Below are 20589 nucleotides of genomic sequence, written 5' to 3' on the forward strand. Positions count from 1 at the left end.
TCGTGTGATAATCAAACGCAGCAACCGCCATTCCGGTTCCAATGGTTTGCAGACAATCAGTCGGCGTCCTCATCCGGGGCGGGCCATGTAACCGGAAATACGACGTGCAGTTCATAGCGGTCGGGCAAGTCGTTGATTTCGAGCGTTCCGTTCAGTTGTGATACAAAGAACTCGATCAGCCTGGACCCGAGACCGGAGCCGCCGATGGGTGCGTTGCCGCCGTTTTCGGCTTCAGTCTGCGGAATGCGGGAGTTCACCACACTCAGGCATAACCTGTCGTCGTCGACATCCTTCAAGGCGATATTGATCCAGGCGTCTGCTCCGGTGGTCATGCCGCAATACTTGACCGCATTGATTGCCGCCTCGGTTGCCAGAAGCGACAACGGCACGGACTGGTCGGGGCTGATCTCGACCGGGCCGAACCCTGTGGTGACCCTGATCTGACGGCCTGACTCGTCAAGCGTTCCCACGATCACCAATTGCTGTATGATATCATCAAGCAGCCTGTCGGCACGCACAAGGGACAGTTTGCGCGCCATGTAAAGGTAACGGTGAATGGCCGAAAGCGCCATCACCCGATCCTGAACCCGTCGCAGGAGGTCTCTTGCCTCCGTGCTGCCGGTCGAGCGAATCTGCATGTTCAACATGCTTGATATGAGCTGGAGGTTGTTTTTCACGCGGTGATGCACCTCGCGCAGAAGAACTGTCTTTTCCCGAAGGTCCTCTTCGAGGTGCCGCTCCTGTTCGGACAGGCGCTTTGTCATTGCGCGAAACGCTTCGGCGACCACCTCGAGCTCTTCGGGCGCATTGTCCAGCCGGGCTCCATCGAGATCGCCGCGTCCGGCCGCATAGAGCCGCATCCAGGATCGCAATCGGCGCACATGCCGGATCACCAGATGATGCACCCCCACATAGGCCACTCCGATGGCGATGGCCCACATGACAAAAGGAAAATAGAGCGCGAACGCCCCTTCATATCCCGGAAGTACACCATTCTTGTGTCGCGGCTCCCAGCTGCCCAGAGCCAGAACGTCATCGTTCACGATTGGAACCACGGCGAAATCCCGCGTGTTGCCATCGCGATTCTTGTCCCGGAACGTATGCCGACCCTTTTCTGCCAACTCTTTCAGACCCCTTGAGGCAGGTAGAACCGATCGCCGGTCATCTGTGAAATCTGCCGTGGCGACGATCTCACCCTCTGACTGGAACAGCACCAGATCAACGTCGGGTGCGGTTGTTGCCAGCTTTTCGTTCAGCACGCTGATCGGTACGGCGATCCAGACCGTTCCCCGAAACTGACCGCCTTCAAAGACCGGCACCGCGACGCTCACAGTCGCAATCCCGCCTGCAAATTCGAGCGGGCGCGTCTGGATATTGGTTTCGCGGCTTGTCAAATCTGATCGAATGGAATCCAGATTGCCGAGATCCCTGCGCCCACCGTTCGAGGCGCAAACCAGAATCAATTGATCATCCACGAAACCGGCGAATGTGTAGTTCGGGCTTTGCTCGACCACTCTGGCCATCACCGCGTCACAGGTTTCCTCAGTCGCGTCGAAGGCGGACACAGTGATGGCAAGGGTCTCGGCTGTGCTGACGGCTGACCGTATCATGTCGCGACTTTCGGCGACGGCCTGTTGTGTCTGCTCCAGAAGCGCTGTTTCGGACAGGATCTGCCGTTCCTCCAGAACCTTGTAGGTCTGATAGACTGAAATCAGGCCCAATGGCAGGATCGCGATGCTCAGAGCCAATCCCAGGCGCAGCGCGAGGTTAGGTTTCAGAATCCTGCGCACCACGGCGAACCGCGATGTCATGCTGCCGGTTTCCCGTTCACCACGGCCATCGTGGCGGCATCCGTCATTTCCATCGCGTCTTCATCTTCAAGATGCATCAGTTCTGCCAGTCGCTTGCGGGCGCGATTGGTCCTGCTCTTGATCGTTCCCACGGCGCATCCGCACATTTCGGCGGCATCCTCATAGGAAAATCCTTCGGCTCCCACGAGGATCAGAACTTCACGCTGCTCGTCGGTCAACTGAGCAAAGGCCGCGCGGAAATCCGTCATCGCCAGACGCCCGTCATGTGCGGGTTTTTCGGACATTTGTCCGGCCATCTTGCCGTCCGGGTCTTCGACCTCTCTGCAGCGTTTTCTGTAAAGCGAATAATAGGTGTTGCGCAGAATTGTGAACAGCCAGGCGCGCAGGTTGGTGCCGGGCTGAAACTTGTCAAAGTTGCCCCAGGCCTTGACAACCGCATCCTGCACGAGATCATCGGCCGCCGCCGGATTGCGCGTCAGGCTCATGGCAAAGGCGCGCATCGCGGGCAGATGCCCGATCAGCTCATCCCGGGGGTCGCTCCTTGAGTCAATGCCGGTTTTCACGAGTCATCCCCGGACGGATCTGATTGTTTTTCCTTCGTCTGCCTGCGCAATTGCTCCAGCAGTCTGGTAAAGCGTTCAGGTACCGGCTCTCTGGCCGCATCCGAATAGACGCGCCGGAGATTCTCGTCGATCTGCTGATCCAACTTGGACGTTCTGCGGTTGTTTGCCATGTCGCCTATTTATCTGCCATCATTGAAAAGGCACTTTCTTGCACCCATTCTGGAACATAACACGCCCGGTTGCGTTTGGTTCCCCGCAGGACGCATTTTTTGAGGACAGCCATGACAGAAGCGACAGACAAGCCGGATCTCGCAACGCAGATCGCCGACGAACTCCCGTATCTGCGGCGCTATGCACGCGCGCTAACAGGCAATCAGCAGACAGGGGATCACTACGCGGCGGCAACGCTTGAGGCGTTGTTGGCGGATCAGGAGGTGTTCAACACAAAGCTGTCGCCCAAGGCGGCTCTGTTCCGGGTCTTTCATCAGATATGGGTGTCGTCAGGCTCTCCTGTGGAAGAAGCGGATCAAACCGGTTCGCCCGAGGCGCGCGCTCAGTGGCGGCTTTCGGGGCTGACCCAGAATACGCGGGAAGCACTCTTGCTGCACAGCATCGAAGGTTTCAGGGCTGAAGAGATTGCGAGCATTATCGGCGGCACGGCTGATGAAGCGTCGGCACTCTTGTCGATTGCCCGCAGCGAGATGTCGAACTCGATCCGCGGCCGGATCATGATCATCGAGGATGAGGCGATCATCGCGATGGATATCCGCGCCATCGTCGAGGACATGGGCCATGACGTGACCAGCATGGCCCGGACGCGTGACGAAGCCGTAAAACTTGCGCGTCGTGATCCGCCCGACATGATCCTGGCCGATATCCAGCTGGCCGACAGATCGTCGGGCATCGATGCAGTCAATCATATTCTGAAAGAACTAGGCGACCGGCCGATCGTGTTCATCACCGCCTTTCCCGAGCGGCTTTTGACGGGAGCGCGGCCCGAACCGGCCTTTCTGATCACCAAACCCTATACCGAGGAGCAGGTCCAGTCGGCCGTAAGCCAGGCCATGTTCTTTTCAAGCACCGAAACGCTCCGGTCACAGGCATGAGGGCAAGGAAATAAGGGCCCCGCGCTCGAAGCGTGGGACCCTGTTCATCCAGATGTTTCGTTTGGTGGCCTGCTTGTGACCGCGGGTCAGGGCGCGCGGCCTCGCAATGCGCGGGCGATGATCGCTATGACAAACAGGATGAGGAAAATGAAAAACAGGATTTGAGCAATCCCCGCCGAGGCCGAGGCGATGCCACCAAATCCGAATACGCCAGCGATCAGCGCGACGACCAAGAACATAAATGCCCAGTAAAGCATCGGTTTCTCCCTTCAATGAACCTTGGTTGCGGTTACCGTTCCAACCTGCGGCTCCCCGGTCTTGTTCCGAAGACAAGCAGATTTTTTCGGAAATCCGTCATTCTCAAGGTTCCGGGCATTCCGTGCCGGGTCTGGAAAACGATGACATCGCGATGCCAACGGTCCCATCCCGGGTTGACGGATATGCCGACAAGGCGTGCAACACCGTTGCATCAGCATTTTGACGCGGTGCAAGCCGAAAACGGCCGCTCTGCCTGGCCTATGGGCAAAAAGCAGCCGTCCACCGGCAGACTATAGCCGTCACGTGGCTGGATCACGTGGGCTGGTTGCGCGGGCGCGCCAGAGGTGCCAACACTGTTGATGCGCGCAAACCCTGCCAGAGAGGCAATCGGACCGGGTCGAGCCGGTGCCGAAGCCATATCTCTTATGCCAGACAGAGGCCATGCTGTGAGGACAGAAATCCCAGAAATCCCGAAGGTTGCGAAGCAGTTACCGTTGATTGTCGTGCCCTGCCTGAACGAGGCAGAACATATCGCGCCACTCCTGACGCAGCTTGCAAGAATGACAAACCAGATCGGCGGAAGGGTCGTGGTGGTCGATGGTGGCAGCACCGATGGAACATGGGAGATCGTTTCCGCCATCGCCGAACGCGATTCCCGCATCTCGCGGCTAGATAATCCGCGACGCATTCAGAGTGCAGCGATCAACCTTGCAGTGGCCGAGGACCGCGGCGTCTCAAGCCACCTGATCCGCGTTGACGCGCACTGCCGCTATCCGGACGATTACTGCGCCCGGTTGCTGGCCGAGATGGACCGCAGCGGTGCCGACAGCGTCGCCGTCAGCATGATTGCCGAAGGCAAGCGGGGCGTCGAGGCCCTCAATGCCATGGTGCAGAACTCGACGGTCGGGAACGGCGGTTCGCGCCACCGCATGCGCTCTGAAGGGCAGTTTGTCGACCACGGCCACCACGCGCTGATCCGGTTGGATGCGTTTCGGGCAGTGGGTGGCTACGATCCCAGCTTCTCACATAACGAGGATGCCGAACTCGACTTCAGGCTGCGGCGGAACGGCTATCGCATCTGGCTGGCCGCTGACCCGGTAATCACCTACATCCCGCGCCGCTCGTTTGGTGCCCTGGCGCGGCAGTATTTCAACTATGGCCGCGGGCGCGCGCGTACGATGCTCAAGCATGCCACCCCGCCGCAGTTGCGCCAGACCAAGGTCATGATGGTTCTGCCCGCAGTTGTCTTGTCCGCGCTCACCAGCGTTCACTGGATTTTCGCGGTGCCCGCAGCCCTGTGGCTGGGGTTCTGCATTGCTTCGGGTGTGATTCTGGCGGTTCGTCACCGGCGCGCATGGCTTGCGCTGACCAGTGTCTCGGCAATGCTGATGCACGTTGCGTGGTCGGTCGGATTCTGGCGACAGATTCTCGGAAGTCTGTTTGCCGTCGCTTCAGCAGCGCCTCTGGGAGACGTTCGATGACCCCTCCTATCAACGACTGTATCGAAGTGTGCGTCTGCACCTATCGTCGGCCCCAGTTACGCATAACGCTGGAAACGCTTGCGGCATTGCGCGCGCCGGATGGCTTTACCCTGTCGGTGCTTGTCATTGATAACGATGCCACCCCTAGCGCACGGCCTCTGGTTGACAGCATCGCCGAGACATTTCCACTGCCGCTGCGTCACGTGCATTGCCCCGAAGGTAACATCTCGATCGCGCGCAATGGCGCATTGGACCATTGCCGGGCGCGATATCTTGCCTTCATTGATGATGATGAGATCGCCTCGCCGGACTGGCTGTGCGCTCTGGTCGAAGAACTGCGACACACGAACGCCGATGTCGTGCTGGGTCCGGTCGATGCCGTTTACGACGAGACCGCACCGTCATGGATGCGCAATCTGGCGATCCACTCCACGCGCCCGGTCTGGGTCAGGGGGATAATACGGGCGGGATACACCTGCAATGTCATCATCGACCGGCAGGCGCCAGCGGTGCGTGGCCGTCGCTTTGATCCGGCGCTCGGCAAGACCGGCGGCGAGGATAGCCTGTTCTTCACCGAGATCCAAGAAGCGGGCGGTCGGATCGGCTATTCAGAGCGTGCCCTGGTGCTTGAGGATGTGACACCCGAACGGCTCGCATACAGTTGGTTGCTGCGGCGGCGGTTACGGATGGGGCAGACCCACGGCCGGCTGCTACGCCGGAAGATTGGCACCGGACGCTTTCTGGGCAACCTTGCGGCGGCATTGGCCAAAGCCACCTATTGCTTCGGCGCAGCCGTGCTTGGCGGGTACGATACCACGCGGCGCAACGCGGCTTTGCTGCGTGGAGCCCTGCATATCGGCGTGCTCATGGGGCTGACCGGTATGCGTGAACTGGAACTCTATGGTGCGGGCCAGCCTCATCGGGCGAAAAGTTGAAGGCGATCGTAAGAGGCATGACGTGATGCTCAATGACATTGGGATGAATATCCGTGACGCGCATTTCGGGCCGGATGCCTTGAAACGGTCCCCGGGGCAGGACAGGACGACGCTTGGTGACCTTCTGGCGGCTGCCCGACGGCAGCGCTGGCCGCTGATACTCTGCACGGCTCTCGGCCTCGGCCTTGGCCTTGTCAAGCACATTACCACGCCGCCGCTCTATTACAGCTCTGCGACCGTCCTCGTGGATGTGCGGATGGGCGAGTCTGGTGGTGAGATCACACCGAGCACGCCCTTCTTTCGCAACGACACCTCGCTTCTGAACGAGATCCAGGTGCTTCGTTCGCTGCGGCTTGCAGAAGAAGTGACTCGGCGTCTCAGCCTGCATGAGACTCCGGTTTTTCTGCACCCGCCCGAGTCGCTGGCGCGCAGCACTCTCTCTGCGGCAATGGACGTAGTGCGCGGGTTGATCGGAGCCGACATCCTGGAACCGCCGCCCATATCCGGAAATCCGGAGGAGGTGGCGATCAAGAGTGCGGCCATCATTCTGCAGCGGGACGTGGGCATCGAACGTATCGGACAGAGCTTCACGATCGACATCAGCTATGTCGGACCGGTTCCCGAACTTGCCACCGCTATCGTCAACACCTATGCCGAAGCCTACCTCGCCGATCATCTGACAGCCAACATGGAAGTGACGGCGCGCATGGCCGAATGGATGCAGGCCCGTATCGACGAACTTCAGCGTGAAAGCGAAGCCATAAAGGCGCGATCAGAGGTTCTGCGCGCCCAAACTCCCCCTGACACGGAAGCGTTGAAGGCGCTTGCCCAGCGGGCGGCCAATCTTGAAACGCTGCAGCAGACTCTGGCGTCGCGCTATGAGAGGGTAACCATCGAGGGGTCGTATCCTGTCACCAACGGACGCATCCTGAGCGAAGCGGCGGTGCCGAAAACGCCGGCCTTTCCGAAGCTATGGCAATCTGCCGCGATCGCGACGATCCTCGGTTTCATGGCGGGGTTCGTGTTCGCCATCCTGCGCGAGATCCGCGAGCGTGGCTTTCGTGTGGGCGAGGACGTATGGGTCGATACCGGCAAGCCGTTCCTCGGTTACATGCCGATTTTCGACACCGCCGCGCTGTCCAGACATTCAGCACGTGGTGCAAGCAAAGGCGGGACAAGCAGCGGCGACACCGATACCGACAGTGTGGTGCAGTCGTCGGCTCTCAGCCTCTTCATGTCGTTGCTCGACTCCGATTCTCTTCTGGCCGATACCCTGCGGAATGTGCAGAGCACTGTCACGCTGGCGGCAACCGGCGGCAGCGCACAGGTGATCGGCGTGTCCTCGACGCTCGCAGGTGAGGGCAAGACAACCCTCGCCGCCAACTATGCAAACCTCGTCGCCCGATCGGGTGCCCGAACACTGCTGGTCGATCTCGATCTCCACCGATCCTCGCTGAGTCAGATGCTTCAGTGCAACCATGGTGCCGATCTGATGCGCATTCTCGACGGAACCGCGACGCTCGACGAGGCGCTGAAAACTTTATCGGTGTCGGGACTCGACTTTCTGCCCTGCGTTCCCGACCACAACACCCGAAGGTCCGGCGACGCTCTGCTGCGGCACACGATGACGGCGCTCATCGAGTCCCTGCGACAGCGGTACGATTTCGTGGTGCTCGACCTGCCGCCTTTGGGAACAATTGCTGACACCAAGATCATGCTGGCGCGGCTTGACCACATCATCCTTCAGTGTGCCTGGGGCAAGACACCGCGAAATCTCGTCCGAGACTATCTGAGAATGGAACCCGACGTTGCGCAGAAAGTGCTGGGTATTGTTCTGAACAAGGTGGAGATGCGTCGGCTGTACAAGTTCGCGAGGCCGGGCGGCTGGGAGACCTATCTGGAAGAGAGATACGGATAGACCCGCCTGGGCGGCGCACTTGCGTGCATGTCGGCACTTCGGTAGCCTGCACCTCGATTATCCGTTATGCTGGCATTCATTACAGCAAGTGGTGGGGGTTCCCGGAATGCGTATTATGGTGTTTGCCGCATTTCTCCTGGTGGCGATGATTGCCGTAGGTGCCTGGTCGCTTGCAGATGGCGCGGGGTTTGCGACGGTGGCGCTGCGTGTTGTTGTGACCGCAGTCGTGCTTCAGGTGGGATATTTCGTCATGCTGATGGTTTTCGCCTATCTGCCGAACGCTTCCGCGCGGAGCGACACCAGCCGCGCGCAGAAAAAGCGGTGCCCCTCGTCCCAGTCGGTACAGGGTGCAAACGATTCCCCGCACTGATCTCGTCCCCGAGATCACTTCGCCTGTGCGTCGAGAAATCGCCGCAGCCCAGGTTCCGGTCGGCCGATCAGCCGGATCAGACCGCCGCGCACCGCAAGCCGTAGTGCTTCCTTCCACCGGAGGGTCGCGCCAGCACCAAGCCTGATATGCGATTTCACGAGGCCACGGGCACGCGATTCCCGCGAATAGCGAAACGCGGGATGGGTGAGGAAGTTGTCGCGGTCTTCGCTGCGCGCACCCTTCCAGGCGCGCCGCTGCAGGATACCTACGGAGCGCTTCAGCGCCAGTTCGCGGACGAAATACCCCCCCTTCAATCCGTTGTCGCGCTGGGTCGCCTCGCCGTTCTCCGCCCAGACCGCCAGCGGTTCGAGCGCCACATGGATCGGTTCGGCGATCACGAAGGTGCGCATGTATTCCTGCAGCGTGGCACTGCAAGGCACATTGATTTCGAGGTCCGAAACGGCCTCACGCGACCAGAAAAGGCCGCCGTTGGAGACGCCGATATCGGCGATCAGGCTCAGCCGGAAAACATCCGGCTCGTAGCGTCCGGCCTTCAGCTTGTCATCGAGAAGTCCGGTTTCGCTCAAACGCGCATTCGGGGTGCCGCTGTCGTGCTCAACGATCTGGTTACACAGGACGATCCGGACATTCTCCCGACGGCAGAGCGCGATGTTGTCTTCCATGAAACGCGGCATAATGAAGTTGTCATCCTCCACCACGCAGAAGTAATCCGCCTCGCGCGGATTGTCCCGTGAGAAGCATTTGTCGATGTTGCGCGACGCAAATCGCTGCGGTCGGTTGTGGTTGAATGTGATGCGGTCGTCCCGGAATGCGGCAACGACAGCCCGGGCGGATCCCTCGGGATCGTCGTCGTAGACGTCGCAAACCCAGTTGTCATGGGACTGTGCAACGAGACTGCCCAGACAGCGGCGGAGCGCGTCGGGTCGACGATAGGTCGGGGTGCGCACATGCACAAGCGATCGGGAATGAGACATGATCAGCAAGCCTTTGTCTTGACGGCGGGGCGAAGGGGCGATGGGCGCGCCGGTGGGGACGCCGGGGCAGGCACCAGAGACACGATACGCCGTGCGGCGGTCCTGGCATCGGGGTGGTCGAAATTGGCACCGGGGGAAATGACAGCGTAGCCGTTCGCGAGAAGTCGTTGTGCTCCTGCTGGCCAGTCGCTTGCGGTCTGACCGAGCAGTGCGCGGCGCGGCGCGGAAACATATCCGAGCGCAAAGAGCCCGACGGCACCAACGGCGATGACCTGCGTCGCGGGATGCTGAGTGACCGCTGTCACCTTCGCCCAGTCGGCTCCGGTCCATGCATCGGCACAGTGGGGAATTGCGATATGTCGCGACATGTGACCCAAACCGGCGTGGTTCGGCAGGTATCCGTCCGGTGGTGCGAGCAGGAGTTCGCTGGCCACTTCTGGTCGGGGGTTCTTGCGCCGTCTGCGGGACGCCAGACGCCGACAAACCAGCTGGGCAAACGCAAGCGCGGTCTTCGGATGGCGGACGAGCCGCCCGAGCGTCGGCAGAATCCGCCAGGCCCTGATGTCGGCAACGCAGGCTTCGAGCCGCCTTGCCTGCTCCATTTCGATTCGCCGACGCGACGCGATGGCTCGCTCCGGTCCCGTCATGAGCGGCGTCAGGTCATCTTGCGCCCGGATCATAGAATTGAGATCCGCTGGTTTCAGCCGGTGCGAAATCGACGCCGGGTGTTGTCGATAGAGGTAGTAGGATTGCGGTGTCAGGTACATCTTTCCGCCGCGTAGCAGGAAACGCATATAGAACTCGTGATCCTCGCCAATACGGATGTCCTCGCGATACCGAAGGGCACCAATACGTTCGCTACGGAACATCGGCTTGAGATAGCCGAGCGGCCCGGCAGCTCCCTTGCCGAGCATCATTGCCGGGGTGATACGCAGGGGTTCCCATTGGCGCGTGTCGCCCAAGAGCGTACCGGGGTCGCTATCGGACGTGCCGTCGTGAAAGCGGATCAAATCATCGGCGATCGCATCTGCCTCAAGGGCATGCGCGGTGCCGGTCAACCGCTCGAAGCGTTCGGGATGCAACAGATCATCCGAATCGACAATCGCAATCCAGGTGCCTCTCGCCATGTCCAGCGCCCGGTTCCGGGCTGCCGCCGGACCGGCATTGACATCCGAGCGGAGCAATTTTACGCGCCGATCCTGCGCGATGATCTCGGTCATCAGTCTCACACTGGCGTCGGTCGAGGCATCGTCGGCGAACAGCAGTTCGAGATTCTCCAGAGACTGGGCCAGCACGGAATGTACAGCACTCTCAAGATGTGCCGCCCCGTTGAAGTTCGCCATGATGACCGAAACGATCGGGCGTTTCGCAGCCTTGTCGTGTGCGCATCGTGCCCCGATCGTCTGATCCCGCTTTTCCATGGGGAATGAACGTCCTTTCTACTGGTCATCGACCCACCCGCGTCCGGGGACGATACCCGTCTGGCAGGATGTTATAGCGATGCGCTGCAGCGTAAACGAATTTCCGCCGGTGGCACAGCATTCCGGCAGGCTCCTGCCGATTGCGACGAATGCATGCCGATGCGTTTTGCATCGGACCGCGAATCCCCGGCAAACTCGACCTGCAACGCCGTCCACCCGTCAGTAACAGGAGCGCTCCATGCCAAAGATTCGCCTCTCTTTCCCCGCTGTCCATTCCGGGCGGCTTGCCAGGTTCTTCGGCGCGGCGCTTGTTACTCTGGGCCTTGCACTTTCTGCAGCGTCGGCTGAAGAAATTCCGCAAGGTGCCAGTTTTTTTGATGATTTCGATAGTTTCGATGAATCGCGCTGGGGTATCTCGGACGGCTGGGCGAACGGGACCTGGCAGAACTGTCAGTGGTCAAAGGACGCCATGTCCGTCTCTGACGGATATCTGCATCTTCGGTTTCGTCGCCAACCGACCGAGAGTCGCGACTATATCTGCGGCGAAATTCAGTCCCGCAACACGTATGGCTTCGGTGTCTACGAAGCGCGATTTCATACGTCGCGGGGTTCGGGACTCAATGCCGCCTTCTTCACCTATATCGGTCCGCATCACGGCAAGCCGCATGATGAGATCGACTTTGAAGTTCTGACGCGCGACACCTCCCGGGTGAGCCTGAACACCTATGTCGGCGGGCAACCCAACAACGGAAAATCAGTGCCTCTGCCACATGCCGCAGACGACGGCTTTATCACTTATTCATTCATATGGTCGGAGGAGGGCATCACATGGTATGTCGACGGTGTCAAAATGCACACAACCTCCGCGGGATCCCCTCTGCCCACCCATGCACAAAAGATCTACGCCAGTTTCTGGGGCAGCGACTCCTTTCCCAACTGGATGGGTCGCTTTGATGAACCGGAGCAGGAACTGACGATGACCGTCGACTGGATTGCCTTCACGGCGCAGGGCGAAAGCTGCCGGTTTCCGGCCTCATTGCTCTGCGCTCTGGAATGATAATCGGCGCAGGGGCATCAGCGTTACATGGACTCTGTCTCGCATCAGCAAATCGTCGCTCCGCGCCGAGGTGTCGAAGTTTCATTCGATGCGGTGCTTGTCGGCATCGCCATCGCGGCGCTGGTGTTCGTACCGATGCTGCGCACTTATGGCGCGCTGCTCTTTCTGATCGCAGGTGTCCTTCTGTGCGCGCGGCACTGGACGCAGGTTGTCGGCGTTTGTCTCAATTATTGGTACTTGCTGTGTCTTCCGGCCTTTTGCCTGCTGAGTTTTGCATGGTCGCAATATCCGGCGCTGAGCTTTCGATACGGATTGCAGCTTATGGTCACAACGGTCATCGCCCTGATGATCGCCACCCGGATCGGTCCCAGGCTGTTCGGTCGACTGCTGTTTTTGTGTTTCGCCTTCGCGATGACGGCAAGTCTGCTGAGCGGTCAGACACAGGCGACGACCGGCGCTTGGCTTGGAATCTATGGAAGCAAGAACGCGCTGGCAGGAGCCGCCGCCATCTTTGTCGTGATTTCGATCTCGCAGACCCTCGACGGCAACGCCACCTACCGCTTTCGCCTAGCGGCCTGTTTCGGCATCATGACGGGGGGCCTGCTGCTGCTTCAGGCTCAGTCCGCAAGCGCTCTTTTGCTCATCCCCCCCGCAGTCCTGATCCAGACCGGTTTGCTCATCCTCTACCGGCTCACCCCGCTGCAGCGGATCGTCACGGTGATCGCTGTTCTGCTGCTCGTCCTGCTTTGCGCACTTCTGGTGGTGGTGAATCTGGATGCGCTTGTGCGCATGTCCCTGGCGATGATGGGCAAAGACGCTACACTGACCGGACGCACGGATCTCTGGCGGATGGCCACGGACCTGATCGCGCAACGTCCGCTGTTCGGTCTCGGCTACCAGGCCTTCTGGGTGCATGGGAACGCCCCAGCCGAGGCTCTATGGGCACAGTTCGGCATTGATGGCCGGAGCGGTTTCAATTTTCACAACACCTATCTGTCGAACGCCGTCGAAATAGGCCTGGTGGGTGTGGTGCTGCAGGTCTGTGTGCTTTATGGCGCGGCGTTCACGACCTACCTTTGGGCTCTGCGTTCGCGCAGTGCAGAATCCACGTTATTGTTCGTGATGGTGGTGATCGTGATCATGGTCAGCTTTGTCGAGGTGCCGGTCTTTTTCCAGTTCAGCCTGCGCACGGTGCTGATCATCTGCGCCTTTGCCTTTGCCGTGCAGGGACTGCATGAGACGCGGCGCCGACCTTGACCTGAATACACGCCTGCCATACCCGCCCCCATATTCCCGGACCATCAACTCGACGCTCTTCAACGCGCGGTCCGTCGCGCGCTCGATCTCGCTGTCGGCGCTCAGGTGTGGGTCAGTATGACAGAGCCGTTGCAGGCTGCGCGCGGCGAGATGTCGGCACGTCCAGTTGATCGGGTGGCCGGCCGGGCACCCGAAAAACGCGCGCGCGCCGGGGCCACTGCCGGAACGACCGGTTGCAACGGCCCAAGCTTCGCGGCCATTGGAGGGGAAGAGCAGTTGCGGCCGATAGGGAATGGCAAGTGAGTCGGTCCAGTCGTACCATTTGAAGCGATGCACATGATGCATGGTCTTGACACCGATCCAGGGCGTTCGCACAGCGTCGGCCACGATTGCGCCGTGCATGGCTTCGGCGATCACCAGATTCGCGCCGCGCAGTTGCGCGACAACGCGATCCGTGCTGTCCGTCGGATCAATGAAATGGATGCCGGCAAGGTCGCAGGCCGCGCGCCAGTCGCCGCGTTCTATGCTCTCGTAATGTGGTATGAAGGCCGTGCCGATGGCCTTGGCCGGTGGCGGCAGCGGGGTGGCGCGCAGCAGGACCGCTGCATCCGTTATCGCCAATCGCGGGTCAAGGCCGAGCGCGCTTGCGGTCCGTGGTCCACGCACGAACCGGAAATCCCAGGTTCCGTCGGAAATGTCCGGCAGGCGTGTATAGCCGCCATATCCCGACCCGACGACCAGCTTGCGCGCGGATTTGGGATAATTGTTCTGGATCACCGAGCCGATGCCGATGAACAGCGTGGATGGGTCTTCGTCGAAGAAGTTCTGCGGCAGCAGATGATTCCACATGGAGGCATTAAGCTCGTCACCGAAGTTCGGGGGCCTGCCCTGGAAATATGTAAGTTTCACGTGGCCTGTCTCCGACCAGACAACACGAGGTGGAAGATCTCGGTGATCCGATCTTTTGCAATCAGTCCGAGGACCGTCAGGTAGGTGACGACCGCGATAGCGATACGGGCCGCCAGTGAGGCGACGGGTGATAGATCGGGCGTCAGGTGCGGGGCTGCCAGCACCGCAGCGAGCATCGCCAGCGTGGTGACAGCCGGGGTGACCAGCACGCTCAGATACGTGAAGAACCCAATACCCAGCAGCCGTGCCGTCATGATCACCGATATCGGCCAGACCAGCAGGGATTTGAGAGTGAACACGACCATGAGCGTCTTCAGTCCGGCACTGAAGGTCAGAGCGATCACCAGCAGCGACGTTGCCTGCTGGATGAGCTGATAGAAGAACCACCAGTTCGCTTTACCCTGGCTGCGGATGAACGCGCCTTGTACGACGCTGATGCCGGCAAGACAGCCGATCACGCAGAACATCTGCAGGGTGAATCCGGCTCCCTGCCACTGCGGGTCGAAGAGCAGAGCCACGATGTCGGGGGTGAGCACCAATAGCAGGCTGAACATCGGCAGGCTAACGGCAGCCGCCGAGAACGAGGCGATGAAGAAGGCGCGGGTGGTCTTTTCCTGATCCTCCTGAAGCGACGACAACAGCGCATGGGTAACGGACGAAAGCGCGCCGCCCACGAATTGTGTCAGCATCAGGTAGAGCTTCTGAGCGAAGAAGTAGAACCCGAGCATCGCCGTGCCGCCAAGCGCGCCCAGTATGATGTGGTCGAGACGCATTGTCGTCAGCATTCGGGTTCCGGACGCATAAAGCCCATATCCGGTCAACTCCCGGAGGGCGCACAGATCGAAGCTCAGCCCGGGTCGCCAGCCGGAGGTCCAGAAGACCATCACGCAGATCACGAGACTGCTCGAAAGCTGGCTGATGACCAGCGCCCAATAGCCATAACCGGCCCAGAGCAAGGTGAGGGTAATGACCAGGCTGACGGTGGTGGCGACGGAGGTTCGCAAGGCTACGAGCTTGAACTTCATCGACCGGACGATCATCGCGTTAGGCACCGCCACCGACATCTCGAGCGGGATACGCAGCCCCAGCACCGGCAGCAGTGTGGAAATGGCGCTTTCGCCCGCCCACCGCGCGATGGAAGGTGCCGCCAGCAAGACCGAGGTCATCAGGACCAGACCAACCGCCATCGTCATCCAGAAGACACTGTCGGCGTTGGATTTCGAGATTGTCTTGCGCTGAACAAGGGCCTCGCCGAAAGCAACCGGCGACACCGCGATCGCCGTCATCACAAGGCTGCTTGCAAGGCCGAAGAGCCCCAGATCAGCCGGTGAGAGGTAGAGTGCGCTGACGTAAAAAATCAGGGTGGAGCCGATGATCGGAATGGCCGTGTGCAGCGACGACCATAGCACTCCGACAACTGCGGATCGGGATCGGCCTGCACGCATATGCGGATGATAAGCCGGGCCAGGCACGATCGTGGCGGTATCAAACGATTGGTTCACGGCAAATTCCGATCTGATTGATGGGTCAGTTGACCGATCCGGCTGCGGAAAACGCCGCCGGGTTCTCTGAAAGACCTTCCTGCGCCATGTCGGGATATCTGACCTCGATCACGTCGCCAGGCATGATCGCGGTATCGTTCTGTGCCTGAAACCGGCGGGTTCCGCCGTCGCGGTTTCGGGTAATCCAGAATTCCGGCACGCCGATGGAACGCGCATGCAGGCTTTCCAGTGTTACCTCTTCGCCGAGCGCTGCCGACATCAGTGCGTATTCTCCTTCCAGTCTGGCTTCGGCCTGCGCGATCTTTATGGTGACCTCCTGAAGTTCGGTCACCGCGGTTTCGGCCTGCTTCGCCTCCAGCAAAAGCCGTTCTTCCTCGAGATCCCGCAAATCCTGCTGCGTCGACAGGATGGAGCGCTCGATGTCCAGCACTCTGCTTTCCACTTCGCCGACATAGCGCACCCGGTCGAAGAGCCGTTGTCGGGGTACCAGACCGCGCTCGACCATGTCTTCCTCACGCTTCAGTTCCTCGCGACCGATCTGCAGTTGCTCGTTGTTGGTGACGAGTTTCTTCTCGAGCACGTCGATCGCATCGTTCAGCGCGGCCTCCGCCTTGTCGATGAAGTCCAACTGCTGGACGAACAGATCGTTGCGAGCGTCGAAGATCGCGGCCTCGCCGGCGCGGAACTCGCGAACGCCGGGCAGGTCTGAATTATCTCTGGCGGCTGTCATTTCGCCGCGCGCGACCTCTGCGGCAAGCCGATCGCGGCGCGCTTCGAGAAACTGCAACTCTTTCCTCAGAACCCTGGCGGCGCTCTGGGCCAAATAGAAGTTGCGTTCCTGACCCAGGATGGGCTCTGCCCGGGCAATGCCACCGGCGCGCGTCACGGCCTTGAGTACGGTCAAACCGGGAGAATACTCGTAGACATCCGGCGTCTCCACCTCGCCGGCCACGTAGATCATTGCATACTGCTCGATATCGACCGCCACCCGAGGGGTGCGGCCAGCGCCGGCATAGCCGATGATCGCGTCCTGAAGAATCGATGCAACTTCCTGTGGTCTCAGTCCGGCCACTTGCACGCCGCCCACCAGCGGCACGGAGATCGCTCCGCTCGCACCGACGGTATAGCTGCCCGAGACTGTCAGCAGCTCTTCGACCGTGCCTTCGGCGGCGTTCCAGATTGCTGCCCTCACCCTGAGCAGATCGTTCATGCCAACAGCCATGTCCTGTGTCTGCGCCGTGGCCGGCTGACCAAGCCAGAGCATGACGGCAGCACAGGCCGATATGGCTCTTGATGTCCTTTGCATCACGTATCCCTTTGCATTGTTCAATGTGCCGCATCGCCGATCTGTCGACATGCAAGGCCCGGTGTCCGCGCTCTGTCGGGCGCGGTTCCATCGCGGTTCAATACGACCCTCGCGCCGCGATGACTACAGGGATCGTCCGCAGCAGAATCGCGCAGTCCAGAAGCAAAGACCAGTTCTGGACATAAGATTTGTCCAGTTCGATCCGCGTGTCGTATCCGACATCGCTGCGCCCGCTTACTTGCCATAGGCCGGTGATTCCCGGGTGCGCGCTCAGATAGAACTGCACCGCGTCGCTGTAGAGTGAGAGTTCATCCCGCACCACGGGGCGCGGCCCGACAAGGCTCATCGAACCCGCCAGCACATTGAGCAACTGTGGCAACTCATCGACGCTGTAGGTGCGTAATATCCATCCAACCCGCGTGATACGGGGATCGTGCTTCAGCTTGCGCTCGGTTAGCCATGTGTGGTGCTCGTCAGGGTATTCCGCGAGGTAGCGATCCAGCAGATGCTGGCCATCGACCACCATTGAACGAAACTTCCAGCAGCGGAATGGCTGTCCGGCATAGCCGATGCGAGTATGGCCAAACAACACAGGGCCGGGCGACGACAGCTTGATCGCGCAAGCGATCAGCAGGAACAGAGGGCTGAGAAGAATGAGTCCGATGAGTGCGATCAGAACGTCCAGCACTCGCTTCGAGCGTCCCCCCAGCACCCCTCCGGTCGATAGTCTCGCGTCGCCGCGCTCGTGATCGCCGGGACACGTTTGGCGGCGGGTAAACACTTCCGGGCTAGCTTCATTCGACGTCGACATGTGCGTGCTCCTGAAGAGGTGACTGGAAATCTGCACAAATCATTACTTGATGACCCCGTTGCCGTGTAGGATCTGATTGCAACTGGAGCGAGAATAGCAGGATTCTGCCAGCGCTGTTGGGCAGCAGTTTCTCGAGCGCCCGATAAACGCACGGAATTCGGTTCTCTCTCGCGGTGTCAAATGAATAATGCCAAGCAAGAACAAGAACTTCATCTGGTGCGCGAACTCTCGCATTCTCGACCACGGTTTCTTGCCGAACAAGAGGCGGTTCGTGAAGAACGACACTCACCCTAGCCGCATCCGGGGTGCTGCGGCGCCACAAAGGGTTTCATTTGCCGGCCAAGGCCTTATTTTCACGGCCACGATGCAGCATATACGGTCAGGCCGAACAATTACATCCAAGGCGAAGAGCGCCGGACCCTGCGCGGGCAGATCGGCGTGCCGGAATAGATGGATACCTGACGCACCGTGAGGATGACTCGTGAAAGCAGCCCCTGAGACCGAAACCAACTGCCTGCAGGTCACCATTCCAGAGAACCTCTGGCAGCGACAGTTCGAAGTCGCTAACGATTTTCCGCCGACTCCAGTGATTCATCGTGTTGCCATATGCACGACGCCGCGGTGTGGCAGCCATTTTCTGGGTCACCAGATGCGCGCCCTCAATTGCTTTGGTTATCCGCTTGAATATCTCAATCCCGGGAACTGGCCAATCTGGGAGGCACGCGCGCGCAGCAGCGGTGCAGCCGACACTTTCCATTTCATCAAGTCGGTCCGCACCGGTCCGAACGGCGTGTTCTCCATAAAGCTGCACCATGAGCATCTGGAAGCGTTCGTGGAGCGTGAATTCGATCCCCTGAGCTACCGTTTCATCCATTTGCGTCGCCGCGACTTGGTGCGGCAGGCGGTTTCGTTTGCGCGGGCGCAGCAAACCGGGGCCTGGATCTCGGACATGCCGGAGCGGGCCAAAGCCCGGTACGACCGCAAGCTGATCGCGGCGAAGTTGGATGCCATTGCCGAGTGGAACGCCGGGTGGACGTCTTTCCTGGTCAGTCTGGGCGTGCAGCCACTGGAACTCTTTTATGAGGATGTCGTGGCCGACCGGGAAGGCGCCATGCGGCGCATCGCGACCTATCTCGGTATCGAGTTGCCAGAGGTGTCAACCTGCGAGGATGTCTTTCAGCCTAAGGCTCAACGGGCCTCCGATGACCCGACCGAAGTCTGGGTCGCGCGCTTCACGGCAGAAAACCGCGGCGCGATTGGGCGCTACCAGCCCGTGCCGGGCTACCGGCACACCCCAAAGATGCGGCGCCTTGGCAACGGTGTTCGGCGAAATGTCTCGAGTGCGCTGCGCCGGATCGTCGTCGGGTCATGATCGCGAGCGCAACGGAGAACACGGTATCCATCGCGCCCTTCGAGCCCATGGTCGAACCAGAGAGAACGGGTGGTGCCGGAATGCGCGACCGTGCTAGCAGCCTGCAGGCGAAGCCCGGAACGCCGGACTCAAAGCCTCTGCAATCGCCTCGGGGCGAAGTTCGAACCGTCTGTCATCCTGATCCAGAATCCCCTGCGAGAGGGCGCTGAGTTCAGGCCGCGTGATACGGTGCAGGAGTGCGACAAGCGCATCGGCGGAGGACTCTGGGATTGTCAGACCCAGCCGTTCGCCTGCGATCTTTCGGCCTGTTTCTGTATTCTCGACCCCGATCGAAGGACAGCCGAACCAACTCGCCTCGTAAATCCGATTGGGTAGCAGCCAGTCCGAATTCGCGCCGCTCTGCCAGAGATCCTGTGCCCAGACGAGATCGCTGCCGGCATATATTGCTTGCAGATCATCGGGATAGCTGTAGGGGCCGAAGACTCGGACATTCGGCCGCGACTCCACGGCGGCGTCAATATCACCGACGGCGTGCCGATGAACATTGCCGTGGATGTTGATCTGCAAGTTTGCTCCCATCCGGTCGGCGGTCTGAAGCAGGATCCGAAGGCTGGGCGCGCAGCGAATGGAGCCGACCCAACTGAGTACGATGGGGCCATTCGCATCGCGTCGGGGTGCGTTCGGCGGACGTGGGATCTTCGCGCCATCGAACCAGAGCTTGTTTTCGATAACCGAGACGTTGCCGAGAAAACCCTGAATCGGGACGAAGTAGTGTTCGACGAAACCTGGCGAAGAGACAATCAGAAGGCGTACGCGGGCCAGAAGGCGCCGTTCGCACCAACGCATCAGAGCGCCGACCATGTCGGGGCGCGTAAACAGCCGATGGATGTCAAGGCACTCGTAAACGATTGGAACCCGCCATCGACCGAAAAGGCCGCGAGCCAGCCAGGCCAGAACCAGAAGATCGAAGTTGCGCGCCACGATGACATCCGCGGACCGAATATTGTCCCGCGACCTGTAGGCGGGCAGAAGGGCAAGCATGAGAGCAAGCATCCGTTTGCTGTAGTTTTCGTTCGGCACGCGGCCGAGATCGATATTTACCCAGCTCGGCAAGAAGCCCGCGTTCATGTTGCCACGTCGAAACGCCAGGCTTCGCACCTCGTGACCGAGTTGCAGCAGGCTGCGAATACGGCGAATCTGCGAAGCCTCGTTGAGGTCGAAAGCAAACACAAGGACACGCGCCATGGTGGATCCATCTCACCTGCGAACACCGACGGGAGCGTCGGCAACACCGCCCTCGCTTATTTGATGACGTTATGCCGGCGCAAGCAGACAGCGCCCGGTCGAGAGAAATTGGCGGATATCAGCTTGGTGCAGCGGCATCTCGTGCGTGATGCAGGCGGTTCGGTCAACACGTTCCATCGCCATCGCCAGATCGTTCAGCCTGTCCAAACTGCCCGTGCCCGTTCCTGTTTTGCGCCCCGAGGCAAGGTTGTCGCTATTTCTCGTAATGTCCA

General features: G+C 60.2%; 19 protein-coding genes and 1 pseudogene. 8 read left to right on the plus strand and 12 right to left on the minus strand.

Features of this window, described 5'->3' with window-relative positions:
• Positions 1–56: 56 nt before the first annotated feature.
• From BSG08_RS05400 to BSG08_RS05410, 3 genes are read right to left on the minus strand one after another with little or no spacing between them, the layout of a single operon-like run.
• Positions 57–1811: a sensor histidine kinase gene (locus BSG08_RS05400; RefSeq protein WP_093033192.1), complete on the minus strand. Its 1755-nt coding sequence runs from the start codon at positions 1809–1811 to the stop codon at positions 57–59.
• Entirely contained in the window at positions 1808–2374 is a 567-nt protein-coding gene (locus BSG08_RS05405) for an RNA polymerase sigma factor (protein WP_281248257.1), read from the minus strand. Before BSG08_RS05405 ends, BSG08_RS05400 begins: the two co-directional genes overlap by 4 nt.
• Positions 2371–2544, minus strand: coding sequence for a NepR family anti-sigma factor (locus tag BSG08_RS05410; RefSeq protein ID WP_093033195.1), 174 nt, complete (start codon positions 2542–2544; stop codon positions 2371–2373). The genes BSG08_RS05405 and BSG08_RS05410 overlap by 4 nt, the downstream gene beginning before the upstream one ends.
• A gap of 111 nt (positions 2545–2655) precedes the next feature.
• On the opposite strand from BSG08_RS05410, the gene BSG08_RS05415 reads away from it, so the two are divergent.
• The gene (locus BSG08_RS05415) at positions 2656–3480 is read left to right on the plus strand and encodes a response regulator (protein ID WP_093033198.1); all 825 of its coding nucleotides are present in this window, start codon (positions 2656–2658) and stop codon (positions 3478–3480) included.
• An 86-nt stretch (positions 3481–3566) separates the two neighbouring features.
• On the opposite strand, the gene BSG08_RS05420 is transcribed toward BSG08_RS05415, so the two are convergent.
• Positions 3567–3737, minus strand: a complete 171-nt coding sequence (locus BSG08_RS05420; protein WP_093033202.1) for a DUF1328 domain-containing protein — start codon at positions 3735–3737, stop codon at positions 3567–3569.
• A 447-nt stretch (positions 3738–4184) separates the two neighbouring features.
• Here BSG08_RS05420 and BSG08_RS05425 point away from each other — a divergent pair, with 447 nt between their 5' ends.
• The 4 genes from BSG08_RS05425 to BSG08_RS05440 all read left to right on the plus strand — a co-directional run bounded on the left by BSG08_RS05425 (position 4185) and on the right by BSG08_RS05440 (position 8442).
• Complete coding sequence (locus BSG08_RS05425; RefSeq protein ID WP_245770596.1) at positions 4185–5219, plus strand: glycosyltransferase family 2 protein; 1035 nt, start codon at positions 4185–4187, stop codon at positions 5217–5219.
• Positions 5216–6154: a glycosyltransferase family 2 protein gene (locus BSG08_RS05430; RefSeq protein ID WP_093033208.1), complete on the plus strand. Its 939-nt coding sequence runs from the start codon at positions 5216–5218 to the stop codon at positions 6152–6154. The genes BSG08_RS05425 and BSG08_RS05430 overlap by 4 nt, the downstream gene beginning before the upstream one ends.
• Positions 6155–6179: 25 nt before the next feature.
• Positions 6180–8072 carry an AAA family ATPase gene (locus tag BSG08_RS05435; protein WP_175544698.1) on the plus strand — a complete coding sequence of 631 codons (1893 nt, stop codon included), beginning with the start codon at positions 6180–6182 and terminating at the stop codon, positions 8070–8072.
• A 115-nt stretch (positions 8073–8187) separates the two neighbouring features.
• Entirely contained in the window at positions 8188–8442 is a 255-nt protein-coding gene (locus BSG08_RS05440; RefSeq protein ID WP_093033214.1) for a hypothetical protein, read from the plus strand.
• A 14-nt stretch (positions 8443–8456) separates the two neighbouring features.
• Here BSG08_RS05440 and BSG08_RS05445 read toward each other — a convergent pair whose 3' ends face one another.
• Positions 8457–9437, minus strand: a complete 981-nt coding sequence (locus BSG08_RS05445) for a glycosyltransferase family 2 protein (protein ID WP_093033217.1) — start codon at positions 9435–9437, stop codon at positions 8457–8459.
• A gap of 2 nt (positions 9438–9439) precedes the next feature.
• Positions 9440–10858 (minus strand): glycosyltransferase family 2 protein, encoded by a 1419-nt coding sequence (locus BSG08_RS05450; protein ID WP_093033220.1) that lies wholly within the window; start codon positions 10856–10858, stop codon positions 9440–9442.
• A gap of 238 nt (positions 10859–11096) precedes the next feature.
• Between BSG08_RS05450 and exoK the strand changes: the two genes are divergently transcribed.
• Together exoK and BSG08_RS05460 are read left to right on the plus strand one after the other, a co-directional pair.
• Positions 11097–11915 (plus strand): endo-1,3-1,4-beta-glycanase ExoK, encoded by an 819-nt coding sequence (exoK, locus tag BSG08_RS05455; RefSeq protein WP_093033223.1) that lies wholly within the window; start codon positions 11097–11099, stop codon positions 11913–11915.
• 27 nt (positions 11916–11942) lie between these two features.
• On the plus strand, positions 11943–13172 hold the full coding sequence (locus BSG08_RS05460; protein WP_093033226.1) for an O-antigen ligase family protein: 1230 nt from the start codon (positions 11943–11945) through the stop codon (positions 13170–13172).
• Between the two features lie 363 nt (positions 13173–13535).
• On the opposite strand, the pseudogene BSG08_RS19870 reads toward BSG08_RS05460, so the two are convergent.
• The 4 genes and pseudogenes from BSG08_RS19870 to BSG08_RS05480 form a co-directional block, all read right to left on the minus strand.
• Positions 13536–14021 (minus strand): annotated as a pseudogene (locus BSG08_RS19870) (polysaccharide pyruvyl transferase family protein); the annotation flags it as partial.
• A 56-nt stretch (positions 14022–14077) separates the two neighbouring features.
• Positions 14078–15526, minus strand: coding sequence for a lipopolysaccharide biosynthesis protein (locus tag BSG08_RS05470; protein ID WP_245770603.1), 1449 nt, complete (start codon positions 15524–15526; stop codon positions 14078–14080).
• Positions 15527–15608: 82 nt separating this feature from the next.
• Positions 15609–16889 carry a polysaccharide biosynthesis/export family protein gene (locus tag BSG08_RS05475; RefSeq protein WP_175544699.1) on the minus strand — a complete coding sequence of 427 codons (1281 nt, stop codon included), beginning with the start codon at positions 16887–16889 and terminating at the stop codon, positions 15609–15611.
• A gap of 97 nt (positions 16890–16986) precedes the next feature.
• Positions 16987–17700: a sugar transferase gene (locus BSG08_RS05480; protein ID WP_245770597.1), complete on the minus strand. Its 714-nt coding sequence runs from the start codon at positions 17698–17700 to the stop codon at positions 16987–16989.
• A 481-nt stretch (positions 17701–18181) separates the two neighbouring features.
• Between BSG08_RS05480 and BSG08_RS05485 the strand changes: the two genes are divergently transcribed.
• Positions 18182–19072, plus strand: a complete 891-nt coding sequence (locus tag BSG08_RS05485; protein WP_245770598.1) for a Stf0 family sulfotransferase — start codon at positions 18182–18184, stop codon at positions 19070–19072.
• A gap of 93 nt (positions 19073–19165) precedes the next feature.
• Here the strand turns inward: BSG08_RS05485 and BSG08_RS05490 are convergent, their stop codons facing one another.
• Positions 19166–20317 carry a glycosyltransferase gene (locus BSG08_RS05490; protein WP_093033238.1) on the minus strand — a complete coding sequence of 384 codons (1152 nt, stop codon included), beginning with the start codon at positions 20315–20317 and terminating at the stop codon, positions 19166–19168.
• Between the two features lie 69 nt (positions 20318–20386).
• On the minus strand, positions 20387–20589 hold a 203-nt coding region (locus BSG08_RS19595; protein ID WP_217649875.1), incomplete at its 5' end, for a hypothetical protein.

It is taken from the genome of Roseovarius azorensis (assembly GCF_900109455.1).
GTDB classification, from domain to species: Bacteria; Pseudomonadota; Alphaproteobacteria; order Rhodobacterales; family Rhodobacteraceae; genus Roseovarius; species Roseovarius azorensis.

Bases quoted from the DNA above. Each gene is read 5' to 3' on its own strand.
- BSG08_RS05410 (WP_093033195.1), bottom strand. From the start codon at position 2,544: ATGGCAAACAACCGCAGAACGTCCAAGTTGGATCAGCAGATCGACGAG.
- BSG08_RS05470 (WP_245770603.1), bottom strand. From the start codon at position 15,526: ATGCGTGCAGGCCGATCCCGATCCGCAGTTGTCGGAGTGCTATGGTCG.
- BSG08_RS05490 (WP_093033238.1), bottom strand. From the start codon at position 20,317: ATGGCGCGTGTCCTTGTGTTTGCTTTCGACCTCAACGAGGCTTCGCAG.
- BSG08_RS05400 (WP_093033192.1), bottom strand. From the start codon at position 1,811: ATGACATCGCGGTTCGCCGTGGTGCGCAGGATTCTGAAACCTAACCTC.
- BSG08_RS05480 (WP_245770597.1), bottom strand. From the start codon at position 17,700: ATGTCGACGTCGAATGAAGCTAGCCCGGAAGTGTTTACCCGCCGCCAA.
- BSG08_RS05445 (WP_093033217.1), bottom strand. From the start codon at position 9,437: ATGTCTCATTCCCGATCGCTTGTGCATGTGCGCACCCCGACCTATCGT.
- BSG08_RS05415 (WP_093033198.1), top strand. From the start codon at position 2,656: ATGACAGAAGCGACAGACAAGCCGGATCTCGCAACGCAGATCGCCGAC.
- BSG08_RS05460 (WP_093033226.1), top strand. From the start codon at position 11,943: ATGGACTCTGTCTCGCATCAGCAAATCGTCGCTCCGCGCCGAGGTGTC.
- BSG08_RS05435 (WP_175544698.1), top strand. From the start codon at position 6,180: ATGCTCAATGACATTGGGATGAATATCCGTGACGCGCATTTCGGGCCG.
- BSG08_RS05475 (WP_175544699.1), bottom strand. From the start codon at position 16,889: ATGCAAAGGACATCAAGAGCCATATCGGCCTGTGCTGCCGTCATGCTC.
- BSG08_RS05450 (WP_093033220.1), bottom strand. From the start codon at position 10,858: ATGGAAAAGCGGGATCAGACGATCGGGGCACGATGCGCACACGACAAG.
- exoK (WP_093033223.1), top strand. From the start codon at position 11,097: ATGCCAAAGATTCGCCTCTCTTTCCCCGCTGTCCATTCCGGGCGGCTT.
- BSG08_RS05440 (WP_093033214.1), top strand. From the start codon at position 8,188: ATGGTGTTTGCCGCATTTCTCCTGGTGGCGATGATTGCCGTAGGTGCC.
- BSG08_RS05420 (WP_093033202.1), bottom strand. From the start codon at position 3,737: ATGCTTTACTGGGCATTTATGTTCTTGGTCGTCGCGCTGATCGCTGGC.
- BSG08_RS05430 (WP_093033208.1), top strand. From the start codon at position 5,216: ATGACCCCTCCTATCAACGACTGTATCGAAGTGTGCGTCTGCACCTAT.